Source organism: Arthrobacter sp. P4_F10 (assembly GCF_056401435.1).
The window spans coordinates 22,871-41,886 of sequence record NZ_JBFUJJ010000018.1 but is presented as its reverse complement, the minus strand read 5'-3'; the positions used below and the strand labels follow the sequence as shown (position 1 = coordinate 41,886).

Below are 19,016 nucleotides of genomic sequence, written 5' to 3'. Positions count from 1 at the left end.
TTTCTTGAACGTCACTTTTGATTTTCCGCTGAAAGGAATGCTGTGCTGCGCACACATGACCTCGGATCGCTTCGCTCCGAGCACATTGGACAAACCGTAACCCTCGCCGGCTGGGTCGGCCGGCGTCGTGACCACGGTGGTGTCGCATTCGTTGACCTGCGCGACGCGTCCGGCGTCGCCCAAGTGGTGGTCCGCGAAGAAGAGGTCTTCCACGGCCTGCGCAACGAGTACGTGCTGCAGATTGTCGGCACGGTTTCCCAGCGCCCTGAGGGCAACGAGAACCCGGCGCTTCCCACCGGTGAGATCGAGGTCATGGCCGAGAAGGTCACCATCCTCAACACCTCCGATCCGCTGCCGTTCCAGATCGATGAGCACGTTGAGGTAGGCGAGGAAGCGCGCCTGAAGCACCGTTACCTGGACCTGCGCCGCCCCGGCCCCGCCCGCAACCTGCGCCTGCGCTCGGAAGCCAACCGCGTGGCCCGCGAGCTGCTCCACCAGGACGGCTACGTGGAGATCGAAACCCCCACGCTGACCCGTTCGACGCCGGAAGGCGCCCGCGACTTTGTGGTTCCCGCACGCCTCGCGCCGGGTTCCTGGTACGCGCTGCCGCAGTCCCCGCAGCTGTTCAAGCAGCTCCTGCAGGTGGGCGGCTTCGAAAAGTACTACCAGATCGCCCGCTGCTACCGCGATGAAGACTTCCGCGCGGACCGCCAGCCGGAATTCACGCAGCTGGACATCGAGGCCAGCTTCGTGGATCAGGACGACATCATCCGCCTGGGCGAGAACATCGTCAAAGCCCTGTGGAAGCTGATCGACGTCGAGATCCCGACGCCGATCCAGCGCATCACCTACCACGACGCCATGGCCCGCTACGGCTCGGACAAGCCGGACCTGCGCTTCGGCCAGGAGCTCACCGAGCTGACCGAATTCTTCAAGGACACCAATTTCGGTGTCTTCAAGGCGCCCTATGTCGGTGCCGTCGTCATGCCCGGCGGCGCCTCCCAGGCCCGCCGGGCCCTCGACGCCTGGCRGGAATGGGCCAAGCAGCGCGGCGCCAAGGGCCTGGCGTACGTCCTGTACAAGGAAGACGGCGAGCTCGCCGGTCCCGTCGCCAAGAACCTCACGGACACCGAGCGTGCGGGCCTCGCCGACGCCGTCGGCGCCAAGCCCGGTGACTGCATCTTCTTCGCAGCCGGCGAGAAGAGCCCGTCCCGGGCACTCCTCGGCGCTGCCCGCGTGGAGATCGGCCACCGTACCGGCCTCATCAATCCCGCTGACTGGGCCTTCTGCTGGGTCGTGGACGCGCCGATGTTCGAGCCGGCGGCCGCCGCGGTCGCCTCCGGCGACGTCGCCGTTGGCGCCGGCCAGTGGACGGCCGTGCACCACGCGTTCACCTCGCCCAAGCCCGAGTTCATGGGCTCCTTCGACACGGATCCCGAGTCGGCGCTGTCCTACGCCTACGACATCGTCTGCAACGGCAACGAAATCGGCGGCGGCTCGATCCGTATCCACGAGCGCGACGTCCAGGAACGCGTTTTCGAGCTCATGGGCCTGGACAAGGCCGACGCGCAGACCAAGTTCGGCTTCCTGCTGGAGGGCTTCAAGTTCGGCGCCCCTCCGCACGGCGGCATCGCGTTCGGCTGGGACCGGGTGGTTGCTCTGCTGGCCGGCGTGGAGTCCATCCGCGACGTCATCGCGTTCCCGAAATCCGGCGGCGGCTTCGACCCCCTGACCCAGGCTCCCGCTCCCATCACGGCGCAGCAGCGCAAGGAAGCCGGCGTCGACTTCAAACCAGAGGCCAAGAAGAAGCCCGAGGACGGCAAGAACTAAGCCGGAAGCATCAACATGATCAGCAGGGGCTCCCCGGGCAACCGGAGAGCCCCTGCTGTTGTCATAATCGGCCGCGTTTGTACCGGATGGAGAGGACCCCGGTGGACCTGAGTCCGCACCGTGAAGCGAGCCCCGAGTCGGGCGCGGAAACCAATTCCGAAGCCATCGCGGCAGCCAACACTGAAGCCATCCCGGGGCTGGAGGCGCTGATGGATGCGGCGTGGCCGGCCGCCGAACGGGAGGAGTCCGGCGGCTGGGTGCTGCGGGCGGCCTCCGGGGTGACGCAACGGGCGAACTCGGTCTGGGTGCGGGACCCCGGCGATGACGACCCGCACCGGCAACTGGCCGCACTCCGGGCGGCGCGGCTTTGGTACCGGAACCGCCGGCTTCCGCTGATCTTCCAGATCTTTGACGGCCCGCGCCAATCGGCTTTGCAGTCGGTGCTCGATGCCGAAGGATTCACCCGGCAGTCCGAAACCCTGGTCCTGGTCCGCGGACCCGGCCCGCAGCCCGGCCCGCAGCCCGGCACGGGTTCCGGCGACCCCGACCCCGCCGTGGAAATCTCGGCGGAGCCGTCGGCGGATTGGCTGGACCTGTGGTGGAGCGTTGACGGCCGCGGGGGAGCGGCCGAGCTCGACGTGGCCCGCCGCATCCTGGCGGGGTGCCCCGCCCTGTACGCCCTCGTGCGGGACGACTCCGGCGCGCCCGCCGCCGTCGCGCGGCTCGCTTTGCCTGGCACAGGGCGCACTGGGCCCGCGTGGGGTGGACTGTACTGCATGGCTACGCGTCCGGATGTGCGGCGGCTGGGCTATGGCGGCCGGATTGTCCGGGCGCTTTTGCGTGAGGGCGGGGCCCGCGGCGTGGCCGGGTACTGGCTTTTGGTGATGGCATCGAACGCAGGTGCCCGGAGTCTGTACACCCACGCCGGCTTCCGCGAAGCCGGCCGGTACCTCTACCGGCAGGAACGGCCGAAGCGGCACCTGACCGGCTGCTGAAACGGCGTCTGCGGCACCCGAGCGAATCGGGCGCCGCAGACGCCGTCGGGCCTCTAGGAGCAGTAGGCGCAGTACGGGGGCTCTACATGTCTTCAGTTTCGTAGTGCAGGCCGAGCCACGGCGAGGCAGTCAGTTGACCATTGGAGGGCCGAGGTGCGGCCGGCGGTACCTCGCCGCGTGCAGTCGGGGCCACCCATGGCATGGGCCTTTGTGTGTTGGATCCCTGCAGTCCCAGGGTCCGGGGCCCGGTCAAGTGAAATGGCCAGTGGTGCGGGAATGCGCTGTGGGGACTGGTTCTGGACATGTTGGTCTCCTCGGGCTCGGGGCGGTTCAGGGAAGCCGCATGGCCGGCAGAGCCTGCTGCCCGGCGAGATTTTCCTCGGCAAGCAGTTCCCGGCGCCGCGCGGTTCCGGCCAGGTAGGGGCCGCCCAGATCCTGGATGGGGGTCTTGTACGTCTCGCGGGAGAAGTACACCGAGACGGCGGCGATCAGCATGCAGACCGTGCCGAAGACGGCCACGGGAACCCAGCCGGCGATGCCCGGGGCCAGGAGCATGCCAGCGATCATCGGGGCGAAGCCGGCCAGGACCAGGCCCAGCTGATTGCCCATCGCCATGCCCGTGTAGCGCACCGGGGCGGCGAACTGCTCGGCGAAGAACGACGGCCATATGCCGTTGAAGCCGGAGTAGAGCACCGTCATGTTCAGGAGTGCGGCCAGGAAGACCAGCACAATGTTGCCCGAGGACAGGGCCAGGAAGTACAGGAAGATCGTGAGCGAGCAGCCGATCGCGGCGGTCAGCAGCACCGGGCGCCGGCCGATCCGGTCCGAGAGCTTCGCGGCCAGCGGCATGGCGAACATCGACAAGCCGATGGCCACGGCGTTGACGGTCAGGATGGAGGCCCGGTCAAAACCGGCCGTGGAGGTGGCGTACGCCAGTCCGAAGACCGTGAAGATGGTCTGCATGACGGACATGATCGACATTCCCATCACACGCAGGACATCGGCGCCCTGGAACTTGAGGACGTCCTTGACCGGCATCGGGGCGACCTGCCGGTGCTCCTGGGCCTCCTCGAAGACCGGAGTTTCGTCCAGGTGGGTCCGCACCCAGTAGGCGATGGCCAGGACCACGATCGAGAGCCAGAACGGGACCCGCCAGCCCCAGCTCATCATCGCGTCCTGCGGCATGGACGTGACGGGAATGAAGACGAGCGTGGCCAGGACCATGCCGGAGGCGTAGCCGGTCATTACGAAGCTGGTGAAGAAGCCGCGTTTGCCGTCCGGGGAGTGCTCAAGCGTGAGCGTGGATGCGCCCGCCGACTCGGCCCCCGCGGAGAAGCCCTGGGCCAGCCGGCCGGCCACGAGCAGGATCGGGGCCCAGACGCCGACCTGTTCATAGGTCGGCAGGAAACCGATACCGAGCGAGGCCAGACCCATGATGCCCAGGGTGAGCAGCAGGATCTTCTTGCGCCCCAGCTTGTCGCCGAAGTGGCCCATGACCAGACCGCCCACCGGCCGCGCCACGTAGGCGACGCCGAAGGTGGCGAAGGCGCCGATCAGGCCGATGGCAGGGTCGGCGGAGGGGAAGAACAGGTGCGGGAAAACCAGGGCGGCGGCTGTCCCGTAGATGAAGAAGTCGTAGTACTCCAGGGTGCTGCCCAGGAACGATGCCAGGGCTGCCTTCCGCGGAGTCTTGCGCGCGGCCGGGGGTGGGGTGGCAGGGCGTGGGGCGGGTGCGGTGTGCATGGGGGTCTCCTTAAGACGACGATGTCTCAGTGGCCGCCGGCTGGGTATCCCCGAGGTGGAAGTCCACCGAGAGGATCTGCTGGCTGTTGGGGAATGAGTATGCCTTGAGCGGTTCGTGCAGCGGATGGGTGTTGTACACCGCGATGTCCTCGACCTTTTCGAAGTCCGCCACGATGGCGTAGTCGAAGGAGCGCTCGGTGCTGAGCACATCCGGGCCGTGGGTGAGGCTGAGCATGCCGGGGATATTCCCGGTCATCCTGTTGAGGCCTGCGATCCATGCCTGCTTGTCGGCCGGCGGGAAGTCCGGTTTGAACTTGAAGAGGACGGTGTGGCGGATCATCTCAGGCTCCTACCAGTTCGGCGGCGGCCTCGACAGCGGTTGGGCCACCCGAGACGAAGTCGGGGTCCTGGCCGGCGATGGTGCGGCCGGCGAGGTAGCCCATGGTCATAATCGGGCCGAGCGTCGCGCCGGCGCCCGGGTACCCTGCCGCGTAGGCGTTTTCGGTCGTATTGCCCGCGGCATAGAGGCCCTCGATGGGGCGGTTGTCCACGTCCAGGACCCGGGCCCGGCCGTCAGTGGCGACGCCGCCGTTGGTGCCGAACGCGCCGTTGACCACTTCCATCGCGTAGAACGGCCCGGTCCGCAGCGGACCCAGGGACGGGTTCGGGTAGGGGTTCTCGTCGTCGCCCCAGTATTTGTCGTAAGCGCTTTCGCCGCGGCCGAAGTCGGGGTCCTCGCCCTTGACGGCGAACTCGTTGAAGCGGGCCACCGTCGCGGCCAGGTTTTCGGCAGGAACGCCGATTTTCGCCGCGAGCTCCTCCAGCGTCGGCGCCTCGATCAGGTAGGCGGGGGTGGGCTGGCCGGCGCGGTGGGCCAGGATGCCGTAGCGCTCCATGTAGGCGTGGTCCACGATCACATGCGCGGGGGTGTTGAGGGTCTGGTTCCTGGCGGAATCCCAGGACTGCAGGCTGCGGGCGAGGTCGTTGTAGTTCTGGGATTCGTTGGCGAAGCGGCGGCCGTGGCGGTTGACCATCAGCGAGCCCGGGCCCTGGCGTTCGAAGCGGAGCAGGGTGCCGATCGGCTGCCCGTCGCGGGTGTCGCCGGTAATGGACATCGGGGCCCACCAGGCTTCGCGGGTTCCGCGGGTCTGGCCGCCGATCCGCTGGGACATCCGCAGGCCGTCGCCGGTGTTCGAGGGCGGCGAGCACATCGTGTACAGCCGCGAGGCGAGCATCGAATCGGCCAGTGCCTTGTCCCATTCGAAGCCGCCGGTGGCCAGCACCACGCCGTCGTTCGCCCGGAAGACGTCGCCGGATTCGAGTTCGACGCCGGTCACCCGCCCGCCGCCCGTGAGCAGCCGGTGGCCGCGGGCGCCGGTGACGAGGGCGGCGCCGTCGCGGACCAGGCTCGCAAGGAGCATGGACACCAGGGCTTGGCCCTTCGCCACGAGCCCGTCGGCCTGGCGCTGGTTGAGATCATCCCAAGGGAACTTGGTGAACGCTCCCCAGTTTTCGTATTCCTGCATCGTGAACGGGGCGCGGCCGTCGGTGCGGACATGGGAGGTGAGCGCGCCGAGGGCTTCCTTGCTGTTGAACAGCTCGGGCTCCACCGTGCGGCCACCCTCCATGGCGCCGGGCAGGTCCTGGCGGTAGTCCGGGAAATTGTTGAGGAAAATGAAGCGGACGCCGCATTCCTCTTCCACGAAGCGGAGCATCTGGTCGCCGTAGTTCAGGGCGGCGTCCAGGAGCTCCTCCCGCCCACGGCCCCGCGCCACGGCGCGGACATACTCGGCGGCCGCTTCCTTCGAATCGGTGATCCCGGCTTCCCGGGCGTGGTGGTTGTCGGCGACCCAGAGCATGCCGCCGGAGACGGCAGAGGTGCCGCCCAGCAGGACGCTCTTTTCCAGGACGACGACGGACTTGCCGGCACGTGCGGCGGTGGCAGCCGCGGTGAGGGCGCCGGCGCCGGAGCCGACGACGACGACGTCGTAACTGGCCGATGCGGTTCCACTGACGAATTTCATGGGTATTGCCTTTCAAAGAATGAAGAAGTTCCTGCGTGGCCGGGAAGCCTCCCCGGGGAAACGGGGGCAACAGCGGCAGGTCAGGGGCGGAGAGGTCAGACGGCGGTGTAGCCGCCGTCGATCACGAGTTCCGAGCCCGTAGTGAAACGGGATTCGTCCGAGGCCAGGTACAGGACGCCGTAGGCGATTTCGTCCGGTTCGCCCTGCCGGGGCAGCGGATTGGAGCCGACGAGCTGCTTGTAATACTGTTCCGCGCCGATCTCCGACTGTTCGGCGGAGCGGCGGCTCATCCGGGTGTTCATAGACCCGGGATGGATGGAGTTCACTCGGATGCCGTGGCTTCCGTAGGCCGCCGCATCCGACTTGCTCAGCAGCCGGACGGCGCCCTTCGTGGCGTGGTAAAGCGGCACGTTCCTGCCGCCGGTGATGCCGTGGATGGAGGAGAAGTTCACGATGCTGCCGGCGCCCTTCTTGATCATTCCCGGGACCACGTACTTGGTCATCAGCCAGACGCCCTTGACATTGACGTCGAAGATCGTGTCGAAGTCAGAGACGGTGGCGGTGTGGGACGCGCCGGCCGGGCCGATGATGCCGGCGGCGTTGACCAGGACGTCGGGGGCGCCGAGGTCGTCTGTCACCCGGCGGATCGCCTCGGCGACGCTGTCCTCGCTGGTGACGTCGACGTCGTACTGGCTGATGTTTTCGTGAATGGCGGCGGACGGAATGCCCGCAACGTCCAGGCTGGCGACCTTGGCGCCATGTTGGGCCAGCAGGGCGGCGGTGGCGCTGCCCAGATCGCCGCGGCCGCCGGTGACGATTGCGGTCTTTCCGGCCACGCGGTTCGCTGTGGGGTTCATGTGGTCTGCTCCTCGTAACTCCAGCAGCCTCTTTGCTGCGTCCCAGCCAGAGTGACAGCGGAGCTGTGACGCCAACCACACGATTGCCGATGAACGGAAAAACGACCTTTTGGTGGCTTTGCTTAGTGGCTCCGTTTAGTGGCTCTGGCGGAGGGCGCCCTTGAGCTCCCCGCGCCAGCCCAAGGCGCGGGAGATGCCGCGTGCGGAAGCCAGCAGAACCGGAACCCGGGCGGGGACATTCTCCTCGTTCCGGGGCACCACGACGCTCAGCGCCGCGACGACCGTATTGTCCGGGCCGAAGACGGGGACGGCGATGCCGCTGGATTCCTTCACGATCACCCCGGGCATCACGGCGTAGCCCCGCTGCCGGATCTCGGCCAGGTGGCGGCGGAGCTGGGAAGGGTCGGTGAGTGTGGTTTCGGTGAACTTCGTCAGGGCCCGGGCCAGGACGGTTTCCTGATACTCGGACGGCGAATTGGCCAGCAGCACCAGTCCCGACGATGTGGCGTGCAGTGGGAGGCGGCCGGCGATTTTCGTGATGTCCACAATGGTGGAATGCGAGCCGATCCGCTCGATGTAGAGGACCTCATCGGAGTCCAGGATGCCCAGCGTGGTCGAATGCTGGACCACGGCCTGGACGTCCTCCATGAACGGCAGGGCGGCCTCCCTCAAGCCCACCATCTTGGACCCGCGCGACACCAGTTCCCACATCCGGGTCCCGATGTGCACATTGCCGCCCGGCTCACGATCGAGCAGACGCTCGAGCAGCAAGTCATTGACCAGGCGGTAGGTGGTGGTCACGGGAAGGCCGGTACGCCGGCCCAGTTCTGCGACGCTCATGGACGGGTGGCGGTCGTCAAAGGCGCTGACGATCTTTACAAAGCGGCCGATGATCGACTCGCCCGATGCGGAGTTGGCCAATGAACCTCCTCAGGATTCCCGCTCAATGGTAATCGTCCTCGCGGTGATCCGCGTCACCGGCTCTACTGGGGGTCTGGCATTCCACCCCGGCTGCCGCAGCGAAGCGCGCGGCCGACTGAACGGAGCAAAACCATGAGTAAACCCGTCCTCTGTGATGTCCTCGTCATCGGCTCCGGTGTGGCCGGAATGGCCGCAGCGTTGAAAGCCGCCTCGCAAGGACTGAACGTGATCGTGGCCGAGAAGGAACGGTACTTCGGCGGCACGACGGCGATCTCCGCCGGTTGGGCGTGGGTTCCCGGCAACAAGCAGGGCGTGGAGCAAGGGGACACCCGGGAGGAAGCGGAGACCTACTTGCGAAACCTGGCGCCGGATACGTTCAACGAGGCCGGGGTGAGCGAGTTCCTGAACACCGCGCCGGAAGCCATCTGCTTTTTCGAGAACGAGACCGAGGTGAAGTTCACCTACCCGGAGAAGTCACCGGACTACAAGATGGACCTGCAGGGCGCCAAACTCTCGGGCCGGGCAATCCTTCCGCAGGATGTCGACGCGCGCGTGCTGGGGGACAAGCGGCTCCTGATGCAGCCCTATATGAGTTCCTACACCGTCTTTGGCTACATGCCGCAGGTGGGTCCCGACATCAACGAGTTCTTCCATGTGAACCAGTCGGTCAAGTCGTTCGTCTACGTGGCGAAGAAGCTGCTGCGCACCTGGGCCGACGCCGCCCGGTACAAGCGGCCGGTCCTGCGTTCCAACGGCAACGCGCTGATGACCCGCATGGTGAAGAGTGCCGATGACCTGGGTGTGCGCCTCTGGAATTCATCTCCTGTCCTCTCCCTGACCAAGGACGACGCCGGAACCATCACCGGCGCTGTCATCGGCGGTGAGCATTCCACCACCGTGGAGGCACGCCTGGGCGTCATCCTCGCCGCCGGCGGTTTCTCCGGCAGCAAGGAACTGCGGAAGCAGTATTTCCCGCACGACGCCGACGACCACTTCACCCCGACCGTGGGCCACGGCGGTGACGCCGCCAGCCTGGCGATCAGTGCCGGCGGCCACATCGACGATTCGGTGTTCAGCGTGGGGTCCTGGGCGCCGGTGACCGTTTTCAAGTACCTCAATGGCAAAGAGCGTCTCTTCCCGCACCTGCGCGCCATCGGACTGCCGGGGCTGATCGCCGTCGACCGTCACGGCAAGCGCTTCGGGAACGAAGCCCTGAGCTATCACGACTTCGGCGGGACCATGATTGAGCACAACAAGGACGAGGACAAGACGTTCGGGTATGTAATCGGCGATGCCAAGACCATGCACAAGTACGGCATAGGCTATGCCAAGCCCTGGCCGATGCCGCGCGGCTACTTCTACAAAACGGGCTACCTGGTCAAGGGCGCCACCCTTGCGGAGCTGGCCGGCAAGCTCGGCATCGATGCAGCGGGTCTGAAGGAGACCGTGGCCGGGTTCAATCCGGCAGCGGAACGCGGCGAGGATCCGGCGTTCGGCCGCGGCTCCACCCTGTACAACCACTTCCGCGGGGATATGGAGCACATGCCGAACCCCAACCTGGCCCCAGTCGGCAAGGGACCGTACTACGCGGCCACGATCCAGATGGGCGACCTGGGCACTTTCGCCGGCATCGGCGTCAATGAACACTCCGAGGTCACCACCGAAGAGGGAACGGCGATTCCCGGCCTGATGGCGGTCGGTGCGGCAGCCGTCAGCGTTTTTGGGGGCGGCTACCCGGGCTACGGCTCACACATCGGCCCGGCCCTGGTGTTCGGTTACCGCGCGGGCCGAGACATCGCGAAGCTCGCCGCCAACCGGGGTGTGGAGCGTGCGGCCACCGTGGAAGCCGGCTAAGGCGAAGGGCCGGAGACGTCCGTGGCAAACTCACCCACCGGTGAATCGGTCATCAGCCGCGTCGTGCGGCTCATGAGCGCGTTCGACCGCGACCTTCCGACCATGACGCTCACCGGCCTCGCCCGCCGGGCAGACCTGCCCCTGACCACCGCCCACCGGCTCGTGGACGATCTGGTGCTGCACGGCCTGATCGAGCGGCTGGCGGACGGGAACCTGCGGTCGGGGATGCGGATGTGGGAGCTGGCCGCACGGGGATCGCGTGCGCTGAATCTTCGTGAGTTGGCGTTGCCCTTCATGGAGGATGTCCAAGCGGCCGTCCACCAGCACACCACCCTCGCCGTGCTGGACCACGGGACCGTGCTCTACGTCGAGCGGCTGTCCTCGCCCCAATCCAGCCTGGACGCCGCCCATATTGCCCAGAGGATGCCGATTCACGCCGCCTCCTCCGGCCTGGTGCTGGTCGCCTACGCGCCGCCCTCCTTTCAGGACGAGGTGCTTTCACGCCCGCTGGCGGCTGTGACCGCGGAGACCATTACTGACCCGGCACTCATCCGGAAGCATCTGGCGGACATCAGGCAGCGCGGCTACGTTGCCCTGCCGGGTATCGGCGTCACAGAGTGGACGGGCATCGCAGTGCCGGTCTTCGGCCCGGACAACACCGTCGCCGCCGCGCTGAATGCCATCGTTCCGCGGCAGGAAGCCGCCGTGCCCCTCACCGTCCCGGCGCTCCTGACCGCAGCGCACGGGATCTCCCGTGCGCTGAAGGCCTCCAGCCCGGCGCCCCGGCGCGCCTGAGGGCGCCGTCTGAGGGTGGCGGTCTGCCGGGCCTCTGCTGGGCACGCACCTCAGCCCGCAGCGCCGGCCTGAGCCTTGATGGACGGGAGGGCGAGTTCCAGGCTTGCACGAACAGGCCCGCAGTAGACCCGGTTGCAGGCACCACGGCGACCACAGCGCCGGTCAAAATCCCTGCCCGGGCATGGCTGTCACCGCAGATCAGAGGTCATGCGGCATCCCAAGCAACTGCCTCTAAAATGTCGGTGCGTCCTGAGATGCTGTGGGTATGGACAGCAGGACAGCTCACAGCAGGACAGCTCACAGCAGGACAGCATGGAGTGCGGAGAGCAGGGCGGCCGTGGAGGCCGTCGCCGCGTCCGCTGCCGCGCTTGCTGGCCTGATCGGGGCCGGCGCGGACCGCTCCGATCCGCCCGGCGCCGACCCSSTGMGYGAYGCCGATCCGCTGCGGAGCGTGGCGGACGGTTGCCTGGACGGGCTSGCCGAGGCGGCCCGGCTGGAGGCCCGGACCGCGGCGCTGAAGGTGCGGCTGGCCGCGGACTACGCGCGGGCCACCGGGGCGCTGGCGCCGCCGGCGGCGTCCCCGCCCGAACGCACGGCCCATGCCATGGCCATGGTCGCCGAGGTCGCCTGTGTCCTGACCGTCAGCGAACGGACCGCCGGCGCCCTCCTGTCCGATTCCCTGGCGCTGACCACGGCGCTGCCGCTGGCCCTGGCSGCGCTGCAGGCCGGGACGATCTCCTGGCAGCACGCCCGGATCATCGTCGAGGAAACCTCCGGCCTGGAACCGGCCGCAGCGGCCGGGCTGGAGGCGCACTTCCTGGACCCCGGCGCGCCCAGCCCGGCCCGCGGCTGCCCGGCCGGGGACCTCATCCCGTCCCGGTTCCGGGCCAAGGCACGCACCTGGCGYGAACGCCACCACCCGGTCAGCATCGAACAGCGCCACGCCAAGAGCGCCGCGGACCGGCGGGTCGATTTCGCCCCGGACCGGGACGGCATGGCCTGGCTYTCGGCCTAYCTCCCGGCCGACACCGCCGCSGGGATCTGGGAACGGACCACCGCCGCCGCCCGCGCCCTCCAGGGCCCGGACGAGGCCCGGAACCTCTCCCAGCTCCGCGCCGACGTCGCCGCCACCTGGCTCCTCACCAACGAAATGGCCGRCGGCGGCACCGGCCTGGGCGGAACCGGCGGAATGSCCGACGGCGCGGCCGGCCTGGGCGGGGGTGSGGCCGGGGGTGGTGTGCCGTCGCCGCGGGCGCAGGTGCTGATCACCGTCCCGGTCCTGTCGCTCCTGGGCGCCGGCGAGGAACCGGCCRYCCTGGACGGGTACGGGCCGATCCCGCCGTCCATGGCCCGCCGCCTGATCACCGGCGGCGCGGACTCCTTCTACCGGGTCCTGACCGACCCCCGYGACGGCGCCCCGCTGGAAATCGGCCGGASCAGCTACCGTCTGACGAAGGCCCAGCGCCACTGGCTCCGGCTCCGCGACGGCMRRKGCCCGTTCCCCGGCTGCGGCAACCACTCCCTGGACAACGAGGCAGACCACCTCCTGGCCTGGGCCGACGGCGGCACCACCGGCATCTCCAACCTGGGCCARCCCTGCCCCAGRCAYCACCGGCTCAAACACGGCTCCGCCTGGCAACCCACCCGGGCCGGCAAGGACCACCCGCCGGGCTGGATTTCACCGTCCGGCCGGCACTACCCCAGCGAGCACCAGGACTGGGAACCRCCCCRCTGGCCACGCAATATCCCGGCCGCAGACACGCTCCCGGACCGCAGCCTGCCCACGGGCCCAGGACTTCGTCCGGACCCGGCATTCACCGGGGACCCTGGCCAGGAAACCGGCCAGGATCCCGGCCGGGAACCCGACCGGGATCCCGAACCGGACCTGCCCCCGGACCCCTTCCCGGAATGGCACCAATTCACCGCCGCGCACCCACTACCGTCGGTGGACACGGACAATCCGGGCTGGTCAGTACCCCGGGGCAGCCCCTCCCCGGAATCCGGCCTACTTCAATGCGTCTGAGTGACGAGTTGTGTGGTGCCTGGTGCTGAGAGTCAGCGATTCGTCGCGCGAAGGACGCCGCAGCCGCGACTGCTCTGTTGAGCAGGATGGCGGCCAGCGAGAATCGCTGGCCGCCATCCAGTACCTGACCCAGGCAGTTCAGGAGTAGTCGTAGAACCCCTTGCCGGACTTGCGTCCGAGCTCGCCTCGCGCCACCATCTCGCGGAGGATCCGTGGTGGGGCGAACCGTTCGCCGAGCGTTTCGTGCAAGTATTCGGAGATTCCGAGGCGGACGTCCAGGCCCACGATGTCCGTGGTGCGCAGTGGTCCGGATGCGTGCCGGTAGCCGAGTTCCATGGCGGCGTCGATATCCTGGGCACTTGCCACCCCGTCTTCCAGCATTCGCATGGCTTCCAGTGCCAGTGCAACGCCCAGACGCGAGCTCGCGAAGCCGGGTGCGTCGTTGACCACTATTGGGGTCTTACCCAGCCCGCGCACCCAGTTGGTAGCGGCGTCCGCGAGTTCAGGGGCGGACTGTGGGCCAAGGACGACTTCCACCAGCGTTGACGCCGGGACCGGATTGAAGAAGTGCAGCCCGCAGAGCCGCTCCGGCCCGCGCAGTGAGGCGGCCAGCCGCGCGACGGACAGCGAGGACGTGTTGGTGGCAATCCAGGCATCCGCGCCAAGGTTGCGCTCAGCATTGAGCAACGCGTCCTGCTTGAGCTTGAAGTCCTCGGGAACGGCTTCGACAACAAGGCCCGCGCTGCCGAAGTCGACGGCGTCCGTCGAGACCGCAAACCTGCTGAGGAGCGAGTCAAGATCTTCGGTGACGGCAGCCCTCTCAATGGCTTTGGCCAGTGTGCCGGTGACGCGGTCGCGGGCAGCTGCGGCGGCTGAAGCATCACGTTCGACGACGGTCACCGCCGCTCCGGCGACAAGGAAGGCGTGCGCGATGCCGGCACCCATCCGGCCTCCGCCGAGGACGCCTACGTTCTTAGGAACGCCCGGGGATTCTGGTTGTGACGTGGAAGTGGAAATGGTCATGTGCTGGTTCCTTTGTGTTTTTTTCGGTCCAGAAATGCCTGCATCCGCTCAAACTTTGCCTCTGATTCAAAGAGGATGCCTTGGGCGAGTTCGTCAATGGCCGGGTGTGCGGATCTTGGTGCATGGAGGACACTCTTGGTGAGGCGGACCGCGAGCGGATCCTGGGACGCGATCCGGGCCGCGAGGGCGAAGGCTGCGGGGATCAGCTGGTCTGGTTCATGCAGCTCGGTGACGAGCCGGACAGCCATCGCCTCTGCGCCGTCGAGCACTTTCCCGGTGAGCAGTATTTCCTTGGCCAGGGGCTCGCCCACGAGTTCCACGAGGCGCCAGCCGGCGCCTGCGGCAGCGAGGATGCCGAGCCCGGTTTCGGGATTGCCGATCTTTGCCCGCGGTGTGGCGATCCGGAAGTCTGCCGCGTAAGCAAGTTCAGCGCCGCCGCCGAGCGCAAAGCCGTCAATCGCAGCGATCACAGGCATTGGCAGCCTGGAGATTCGCTGGAAGAGACCGGAATTGATGCCGGCCAGGGCATCATTACGGCGCCGTTCCCGGAGTTGGGCGATGTCCGCACCGGAAGCAAAGATGCCGCCGGAGGGGAGTTGCGCCCCGGAGAGGATGAGGATTTTGGGATTCCGCTCCAAATCCGCGCATAAGGTGTGCAACTCGTTCACCATGAGCTGGTCTATGGCGTTGCGGACTTCTGGCCTGTTGAGTTCGACATGGACGGTCGCGCCGGCGTCGTGGATCTTGATCGTCTTCACTAGCCCACCATGGCACCGCTGATTACTCAGCGTCCAATACCTAATGAGTGCTCAATTATTGCGGAAAACTAATAGATGTGGAGTTGAGGCGTGAGCGCCCGAGGCCGACTGCCATTGATCCATAAATCACATTGATCATGCGGTTAATAAGTATTGGACTGCATAGCCGGAAGCTGGGATCGTGATTGCTAAGACAAGGACGTACCTGCAGAAAGAGTTCCGGATCATGAGCAACTACGCGACCATCAACCCGGCAACCGGAGAACGCGTTGCCGAGTTCCCGACACTCACCGACGAGGAAGTGCAGGACGTACTCAAGCGCTCCTTCACTGAATACCGTAACTGGCGCTCAACGCCGCTGGCCGAACGGGCCGCAGTGTTGAGCCGCGTCGCGGAACTGCACCGTGAACGATCCGAAGAACTCGCCGCCCTGCTGACCCTGGAGATGGGCAAGCCGATCGCCGAAGCGCGCGGCGAGGTTGCCCTCGTGGCCTCGATCTACGCCTACTACGCAGACAACGCCGAGCGCTTCCTCCGCGATGAACCGTTGGAGATCAGCGGACCCGGCTCGGCCGTCGTCCGCACCGAACCGATCGGACCGCTGGTCGGGATCATGCCGTGGAACTTCCCCTACTACCAGGTCGCCCGTTTCGCCGCACCCAACATCGTGCTGGGGAACACCGTGGTCCTCAAGCACTCACGCAACTGCCCGCAGTCGGCACTGGCCATCGAGGCTGTCTTCCGCGACGCCGGGCTTCCGAGCGATGTCTATATCAACGCGTTTGCCACAAGCGGCCAGATTGCCACCATGATCGCCGACCCGCGGGTGCAGGGCGTCTCCCTGACAGGGTCCGAGAAGGCCGGATCCGCCGTCGCGGAAATTGCCGGCCGCCATCTGAAGAAGTATGTGCTGGAGCTTGGCGGCTCTGACCCGTTCATCGTGCTGCCGGATGCTGATTTGGACAAGGCCGTGGCCGGAGCAGTGGCCGGTCGGATGTACAACGGCGGCCAGGCCTGCACAGCGTCCAAGCGCTTCATCATTGTCGGTGACATTTACGACGAGTTCCTGCGCCGCTACACCGACGCCATGTCCAAGATCGCGCCGGGCGATCCGACCGATGCGCAGACGACCTTCGGGCCGCTGTCATCCCGGGCCTCCGTCGACGAAATCGCCGAGCTGGTCCAGGATGCAGTTTCCAAGGGCGCGACTGCCGTCACGGGTGGGGGCGCCCCCAACGGATCAGGCGCTTACTACCCCGCAACAGTCCTCACTGGTGTGACGCCGGAAATGCGGGCCTATTCGGAAGAGATCTTCGGCCCCGCCGCCGTGGTCTACCGGGTGGACTCTCCCGAAGCTGCCGTTGACCTGGCCAACGACTCGCCCTTCGGCCTCTCCAGCTCCATCTTCACCACCGATGTTGAGGCCGCCCAGCGGCTTGCCGAACAACTGGAGACCGGAATGGTCTGGATCAACAGCATCAGCCGCAGTGCCGCTGACCTTCCCTTTGGCGGGGTGAAGCGTTCCGGCGTCGGCCGTGAACTGGCGCAATACGGCATCAACGAATTCGCCAACAAAAAGCTCATCCGGATCCCGGCTGCTTAGGCCGACGACGGCGAGAAGGAATACGAGGAAATATGAATCAGGCTTTTGTGTACGACGCCGTCCGGACCCCGTTCGGGAAGTTCGGTTCGGGCCTGGCCGGGGTCCGGCCGGATGATCTTGCCGCGCACGTGATCCGGGAAGCGGTGAAGCGCGCCCCGGGGCTGGACGTGGAGCGGATCGACGAGGTGGTGTTCGGCAACGCCAACGGCGCCGGGGAGGAAAACCGCAACATCGCCCGGATGGGCACCCTGCTGGCCGGGCTGCCGGTCTCGGTCCCGGGCACCACGGTCAACCGGCTCTGCGGGTCCTCGCTGGACGCGGCGATCATCGCGTCCCGGCAGATCAACACCGGCGACGCCGAGCTCATGCTGATCGGCGGCGCCGAATCGATGTCCCGCGCCCCCTGGGTGCTGCCCAAGACCGAGAAACCGTACCCGGCCGGGGACCTCACCCTGGCCTCCACCACGCTGGGCTGGCGGCTGGTGAACCAGGCCATGCCGACGGAGTGGACCATCTCCCTGGGCGAGGCCACCGAACGGCTGGCCGAAAAGTACGGCGTGACCCGCGAGCAGCAGGACGAATTCGCCGCCGGCTCGCACAACCTCGCCGCCGCAGCGTGGGACGAGGGCTTCTACGACAACCTCGTCGCCCCGGTCCCGGGCACGGACCTGGTCCGCGACGAGGGCATCCGGGCCGGGTCCTCGGCCCAGAAGCTCGCCGGGCTCAAGACCGTGTTCCGGGCCGAGAACGGCACGGTCACAGCCGGGAACGCCTCCCCGCTCTCCGACGGCGCCTCCGCGGCCTGGCTCGGCTCCGAGGCTGCTGCCGGGATCCTGGGCATGGACCCGCTGGCCCGGATCGCCGGGCGCGGCGCGCACGCCAACGACCCGCAGTACTTCGGCTACGCCCCCGTGGAGGCCGCGAACAAGGCCCTCGCCAAGGCCGGCATCGGCTGGGACCAGGTCGGCGCCGTCGAACTGAACGAGGCCTTCGCCGCGCAGTCCCTGGCCTGCATCAACGCCTGGGGCATCGACCCCGGAATCGTGAACCGGCACGGCGGCGCGATCGCCATGGGCCACCCGCTCGGCGCCTCCGGCGGACGCATCCTCGGCACCCTGGCCCGGTCCCTGCAGGCCTCCGGGCAGCGCTGGGGCGTCGCCGCGATCTGCATCGGCGTCGGCCAGGGCCTCGCCGTCGTGCTCGAAAACGTAACTTCTGGAGTCAAGGGCTGAGCCGTTCCGGCACTGGCGGTTGGACACCGGGAGGTCCAAGCTTTAACCATTCGGCCGGAGCAAGATACGGGCCGCCCCGGCAGCCTGGGGAGGCACGTTGAGTGCGAGGAGAGAGACCATGGTTGACACGGCAGCACGGACTCTCCGGGCAGGGGCGCGGAACGATCTTGTGACGGAACTGCTGGGCATCTGGCTCCTCCTGGCCGTCTTCCTGGACGGCTGGGCCCACATGCACGTTCCCGGGCTGGAAACCTTTTTCACTCCCTGGCACGCGGCGCTCTATTCGGGCCTCGTGGCCACCGCCGCGTGGACGGCAAGCGTGATCTGGAGGAACCGTCAGCCCGGGAGGCCGTTGACCCGGGCGGTTCCGGCGGGCTACCAGGGCACGGTGATCGGACTCGCCCTCTTCGCAGTCGCCGGCGTTCTGGATCTGGCCTGGCACGAGATCCTGGGCATCGAAGTCTCCCTCGATGCTCTGGTGAGCCCCACACACTTGCTGCTGGGGTTCAGCCTCTTCCTCATCCTCGGCACAGGTATCCGTAGTGCGCGGGCCGCCAGCGGCTCAGAGGCCTTCAAATGGTCGCCGCCTGCGGTACTGTCGCTCGCCCTGCTGACCGGACTGGGCTCCTTCTTCCTGATCTACTGCTCGGCCTTCGTCCGGACCCCGCCGGCCGTCCCATATCTACAGACGCCGATCGGGAGCCCCGGGCACACCCAGGCTGAGCTGCCCCCGGCCCTCGGACTGGCCAGCTATCTGGTGACCACAGCGCTGATCATCGCCCCCTTCCTCTACACCCTCTCCGGGGCCCGACGGCCGCCTTACGGCATAGCCACCATCCTGGTCGCCGTGGTGGCGTGGCTGCCCCTGGCCATGTCGGGGCTGCGCCCGGCAGCGGTCGCCGGTGCGGCCGGGGCCACGATAATCGCGGTCGTGGCGGACCTGCTGCTGGCCCTACGGGCGGGGCCGTGGCTGAGACGCCGGTTGCCTGCGGTCACCGCAATACTGGCGGCACTTATCTGGACGGGCCAACTGGCCGGCATCGCCCTGGCGTCATCGATTCAATGGCCCGTGTCGATGTGGCTGGGAGCCGTTGTGCTCAGTGCGGGATTGGCTGCGGCCCTGGCCTTCCTCAGCTCTTGGAACACCAGAAGCGTCCCGGGGCCGGCAGCGCTGCGATGACTGACATACGCGGCAGCGGCCCCGGGGCCGGCAGCGCTGCGATGACTGGCAGACGGGGCAGCGGCCGGCGACAGGCGTAGCGCAGTTGAGCACGAATGCCGAACCGGCCGGGGTGCGAGGCGCCGCCCCTGCATCGTTGGGGGACTCTGCAGGGACGACGCACCCTTCACGCTACCTC

General features: G+C 67.5%; 15 protein-coding genes. 8 read left to right on the top strand and 7 right to left on the bottom strand.

Annotated features, from left to right (window positions below; genetic code table 11):
* The first annotated feature begins 42 nt into the window (after positions 1 to 42).
* Positions 43 to 1,830 (top strand): aspartate--tRNA ligase, encoded by a 1,788-nt coding sequence (gene aspS / locus AC1DR1_RS16515; RefSeq protein ID WP_476992911.1) that lies wholly within the window; start codon positions 43 to 45, stop codon positions 1,828 to 1,830.
* Positions 1,831 to 1,931: 101 nt separating this feature from the next.
* Positions 1,932 to 2,825, top strand: a complete 894-nt coding sequence (locus tag AC1DR1_RS16510) for a GNAT family N-acetyltransferase (RefSeq protein ID WP_476992910.1) — start codon at positions 1,932 to 1,934, stop codon at positions 2,823 to 2,825.
* 330 nt (positions 2,826 to 3,155) lie between these two features.
* Here AC1DR1_RS16510 and AC1DR1_RS16505 read toward each other — a convergent pair whose 3' ends face one another.
* The 5 genes from AC1DR1_RS16505 to AC1DR1_RS16485 all read right to left on the bottom strand — a co-directional run bounded on the left by AC1DR1_RS16505 (position 3,156) and on the right by AC1DR1_RS16485 (position 8,370).
* Positions 3,156 to 4,568 (bottom strand): MFS transporter, encoded by a 1,413-nt coding sequence (locus tag AC1DR1_RS16505; protein WP_364743603.1) that lies wholly within the window; start codon positions 4,566 to 4,568, stop codon positions 3,156 to 3,158.
* Positions 4,569 to 4,578: 10 nt separating this feature from the next.
* A complete protein-coding gene (locus tag AC1DR1_RS16500) occupies positions 4,579 to 4,908 on the bottom strand; it encodes a Dabb family protein (protein ID WP_364743600.1) in 330 nt (109 codons plus the stop codon).
* A gap of 1 nt (position 4,909) precedes the next feature.
* Positions 4,910 to 6,592, bottom strand: coding sequence for a 4-oxocyclohexanecarboxylate 2-dehydrogenase (gene chcC1 / locus AC1DR1_RS16495; RefSeq protein ID WP_229996054.1), 1,683 nt, complete (start codon positions 6,590 to 6,592; stop codon positions 4,910 to 4,912).
* 95 nt (positions 6,593 to 6,687) lie between these two features.
* On the bottom strand, positions 6,688 to 7,449 hold the full coding sequence (locus AC1DR1_RS16490) for an SDR family NAD(P)-dependent oxidoreductase (protein WP_229996055.1): 762 nt from the start codon (positions 7,447 to 7,449) through the stop codon (positions 6,688 to 6,690).
* A 135-nt stretch (positions 7,450 to 7,584) separates the two neighbouring features.
* The gene (locus tag AC1DR1_RS16485; protein WP_229996056.1) at positions 7,585 to 8,370 is read right to left on the bottom strand and encodes an IclR family transcriptional regulator; all 786 of its coding nucleotides are present in this window, start codon (positions 8,368 to 8,370) and stop codon (positions 7,585 to 7,587) included.
* A 132-nt stretch (positions 8,371 to 8,502) separates the two neighbouring features.
* On the opposite strand from AC1DR1_RS16485, the gene chcC2 reads away from it, so the two are divergent.
* The 3 genes from chcC2 to AC1DR1_RS16470 all read left to right on the top strand — a co-directional run bounded on the left by chcC2 (position 8,503) and on the right by AC1DR1_RS16470 (position 13,042).
* A complete protein-coding gene (gene chcC2 / locus AC1DR1_RS16480; protein WP_229996057.1) occupies positions 8,503 to 10,224 on the top strand; it encodes a 4-oxocyclohex-2-ene-1-carboxylate 5-dehydrogenase in 1,722 nt (573 codons plus the stop codon).
* A gap of 21 nt (positions 10,225 to 10,245) precedes the next feature.
* Positions 10,246 to 11,019 carry an IclR family transcriptional regulator gene (locus tag AC1DR1_RS16475; RefSeq protein ID WP_229996058.1) on the top strand — a complete coding sequence of 258 codons (774 nt, stop codon included), beginning with the start codon at positions 10,246 to 10,248 and terminating at the stop codon, positions 11,017 to 11,019.
* 265 nt (positions 11,020 to 11,284) lie between these two features.
* Positions 11,285 to 13,042, top strand: a complete 1,758-nt coding sequence (locus AC1DR1_RS16470) for an HNH endonuclease signature motif containing protein (RefSeq protein WP_476992909.1) — start codon at positions 11,285 to 11,287, stop codon at positions 13,040 to 13,042.
* Positions 13,043 to 13,180: 138 nt separating this feature from the next.
* Here AC1DR1_RS16470 and AC1DR1_RS16465 read toward each other — a convergent pair whose 3' ends face one another.
* Both AC1DR1_RS16465 and AC1DR1_RS16460 read right to left on the bottom strand, forming a co-directional pair.
* The gene (locus AC1DR1_RS16465) at positions 13,181 to 14,065 is read right to left on the bottom strand and encodes a 3-hydroxyacyl-CoA dehydrogenase family protein (protein WP_476992908.1); all 885 of its coding nucleotides are present in this window, start codon (positions 14,063 to 14,065) and stop codon (positions 13,181 to 13,183) included.
* A complete protein-coding gene (locus AC1DR1_RS16460; RefSeq protein WP_476992907.1) occupies positions 14,062 to 14,823 on the bottom strand; it encodes an enoyl-CoA hydratase/isomerase family protein in 762 nt (253 codons plus the stop codon). Before AC1DR1_RS16460 ends, AC1DR1_RS16465 begins: the two co-directional genes overlap by 4 nt.
* A 181-nt stretch (positions 14,824 to 15,004) precedes the next feature.
* On the opposite strand from AC1DR1_RS16460, the gene AC1DR1_RS16455 reads away from it, so the two are divergent.
* The 3 genes from AC1DR1_RS16455 (at position 15,005) to AC1DR1_RS16445 (ending at position 18,838) form a co-directional block, all read left to right on the top strand.
* Positions 15,005 to 16,426, top strand: a complete 1,422-nt coding sequence (locus AC1DR1_RS16455; protein WP_356815817.1) for an NAD-dependent succinate-semialdehyde dehydrogenase — start codon at positions 15,005 to 15,007, stop codon at positions 16,424 to 16,426.
* A 32-nt stretch (positions 16,427 to 16,458) separates the two neighbouring features.
* Positions 16,459 to 17,658, top strand: coding sequence for a thiolase family protein (locus AC1DR1_RS16450; RefSeq protein ID WP_476992906.1), 1,200 nt, complete (start codon positions 16,459 to 16,461; stop codon positions 17,656 to 17,658).
* A gap of 118 nt (positions 17,659 to 17,776) precedes the next feature.
* Positions 17,777 to 18,838, top strand: coding sequence for a hypothetical protein (locus AC1DR1_RS16445; RefSeq protein ID WP_229995303.1), 1,062 nt, complete (start codon positions 17,777 to 17,779; stop codon positions 18,836 to 18,838).
* The last annotated feature ends 178 nt before the right edge of the window (positions 18,839 to 19,016 follow it).

What these genes read in the sequence shown, in the direction of transcription:
- AC1DR1_RS16505 (WP_364743603.1), bottom strand. Translation starts at nt 4,568, where the DNA reads ATGCACACCGCACCCGCCCCACGCCCTGCCACCCCACCCCCGGCCGCG.
- AC1DR1_RS16500 (WP_364743600.1), bottom strand. Translation starts at nt 4,908, where the DNA reads ATGATCCGCCACACCGTCCTCTTCAAGTTCAAACCGGACTTCCCGCCG.
- chcC1 (WP_229996054.1), bottom strand. Translation starts at nt 6,592, where the DNA reads ATGAAATTCGTCAGTGGAACCGCATCGGCCAGTTACGACGTCGTCGTC.
- AC1DR1_RS16490 (WP_229996055.1), bottom strand. Translation starts at nt 7,449, where the DNA reads ATGAACCCCACAGCGAACCGCGTGGCCGGAAAGACCGCAATCGTCACC.
- chcC2 (WP_229996057.1), top strand. Translation starts at nt 8,503, where the DNA reads ATGAGTAAACCCGTCCTCTGTGATGTCCTCGTCATCGGCTCCGGTGTG.
- AC1DR1_RS16465 (WP_476992908.1), bottom strand. Translation starts at nt 14,065, where the DNA reads ATGACCATTTCCACTTCCACGTCACAACCAGAATCCCCGGGCGTTCCT.
- AC1DR1_RS16450 (WP_476992906.1), top strand. Translation starts at nt 16,459, where the DNA reads ATGAATCAGGCTTTTGTGTACGACGCCGTCCGGACCCCGTTCGGGAAG.
- AC1DR1_RS16445 (WP_229995303.1), top strand. Translation starts at nt 17,777, where the DNA reads ATGGTTGACACGGCAGCACGGACTCTCCGGGCAGGGGCGCGGAACGAT.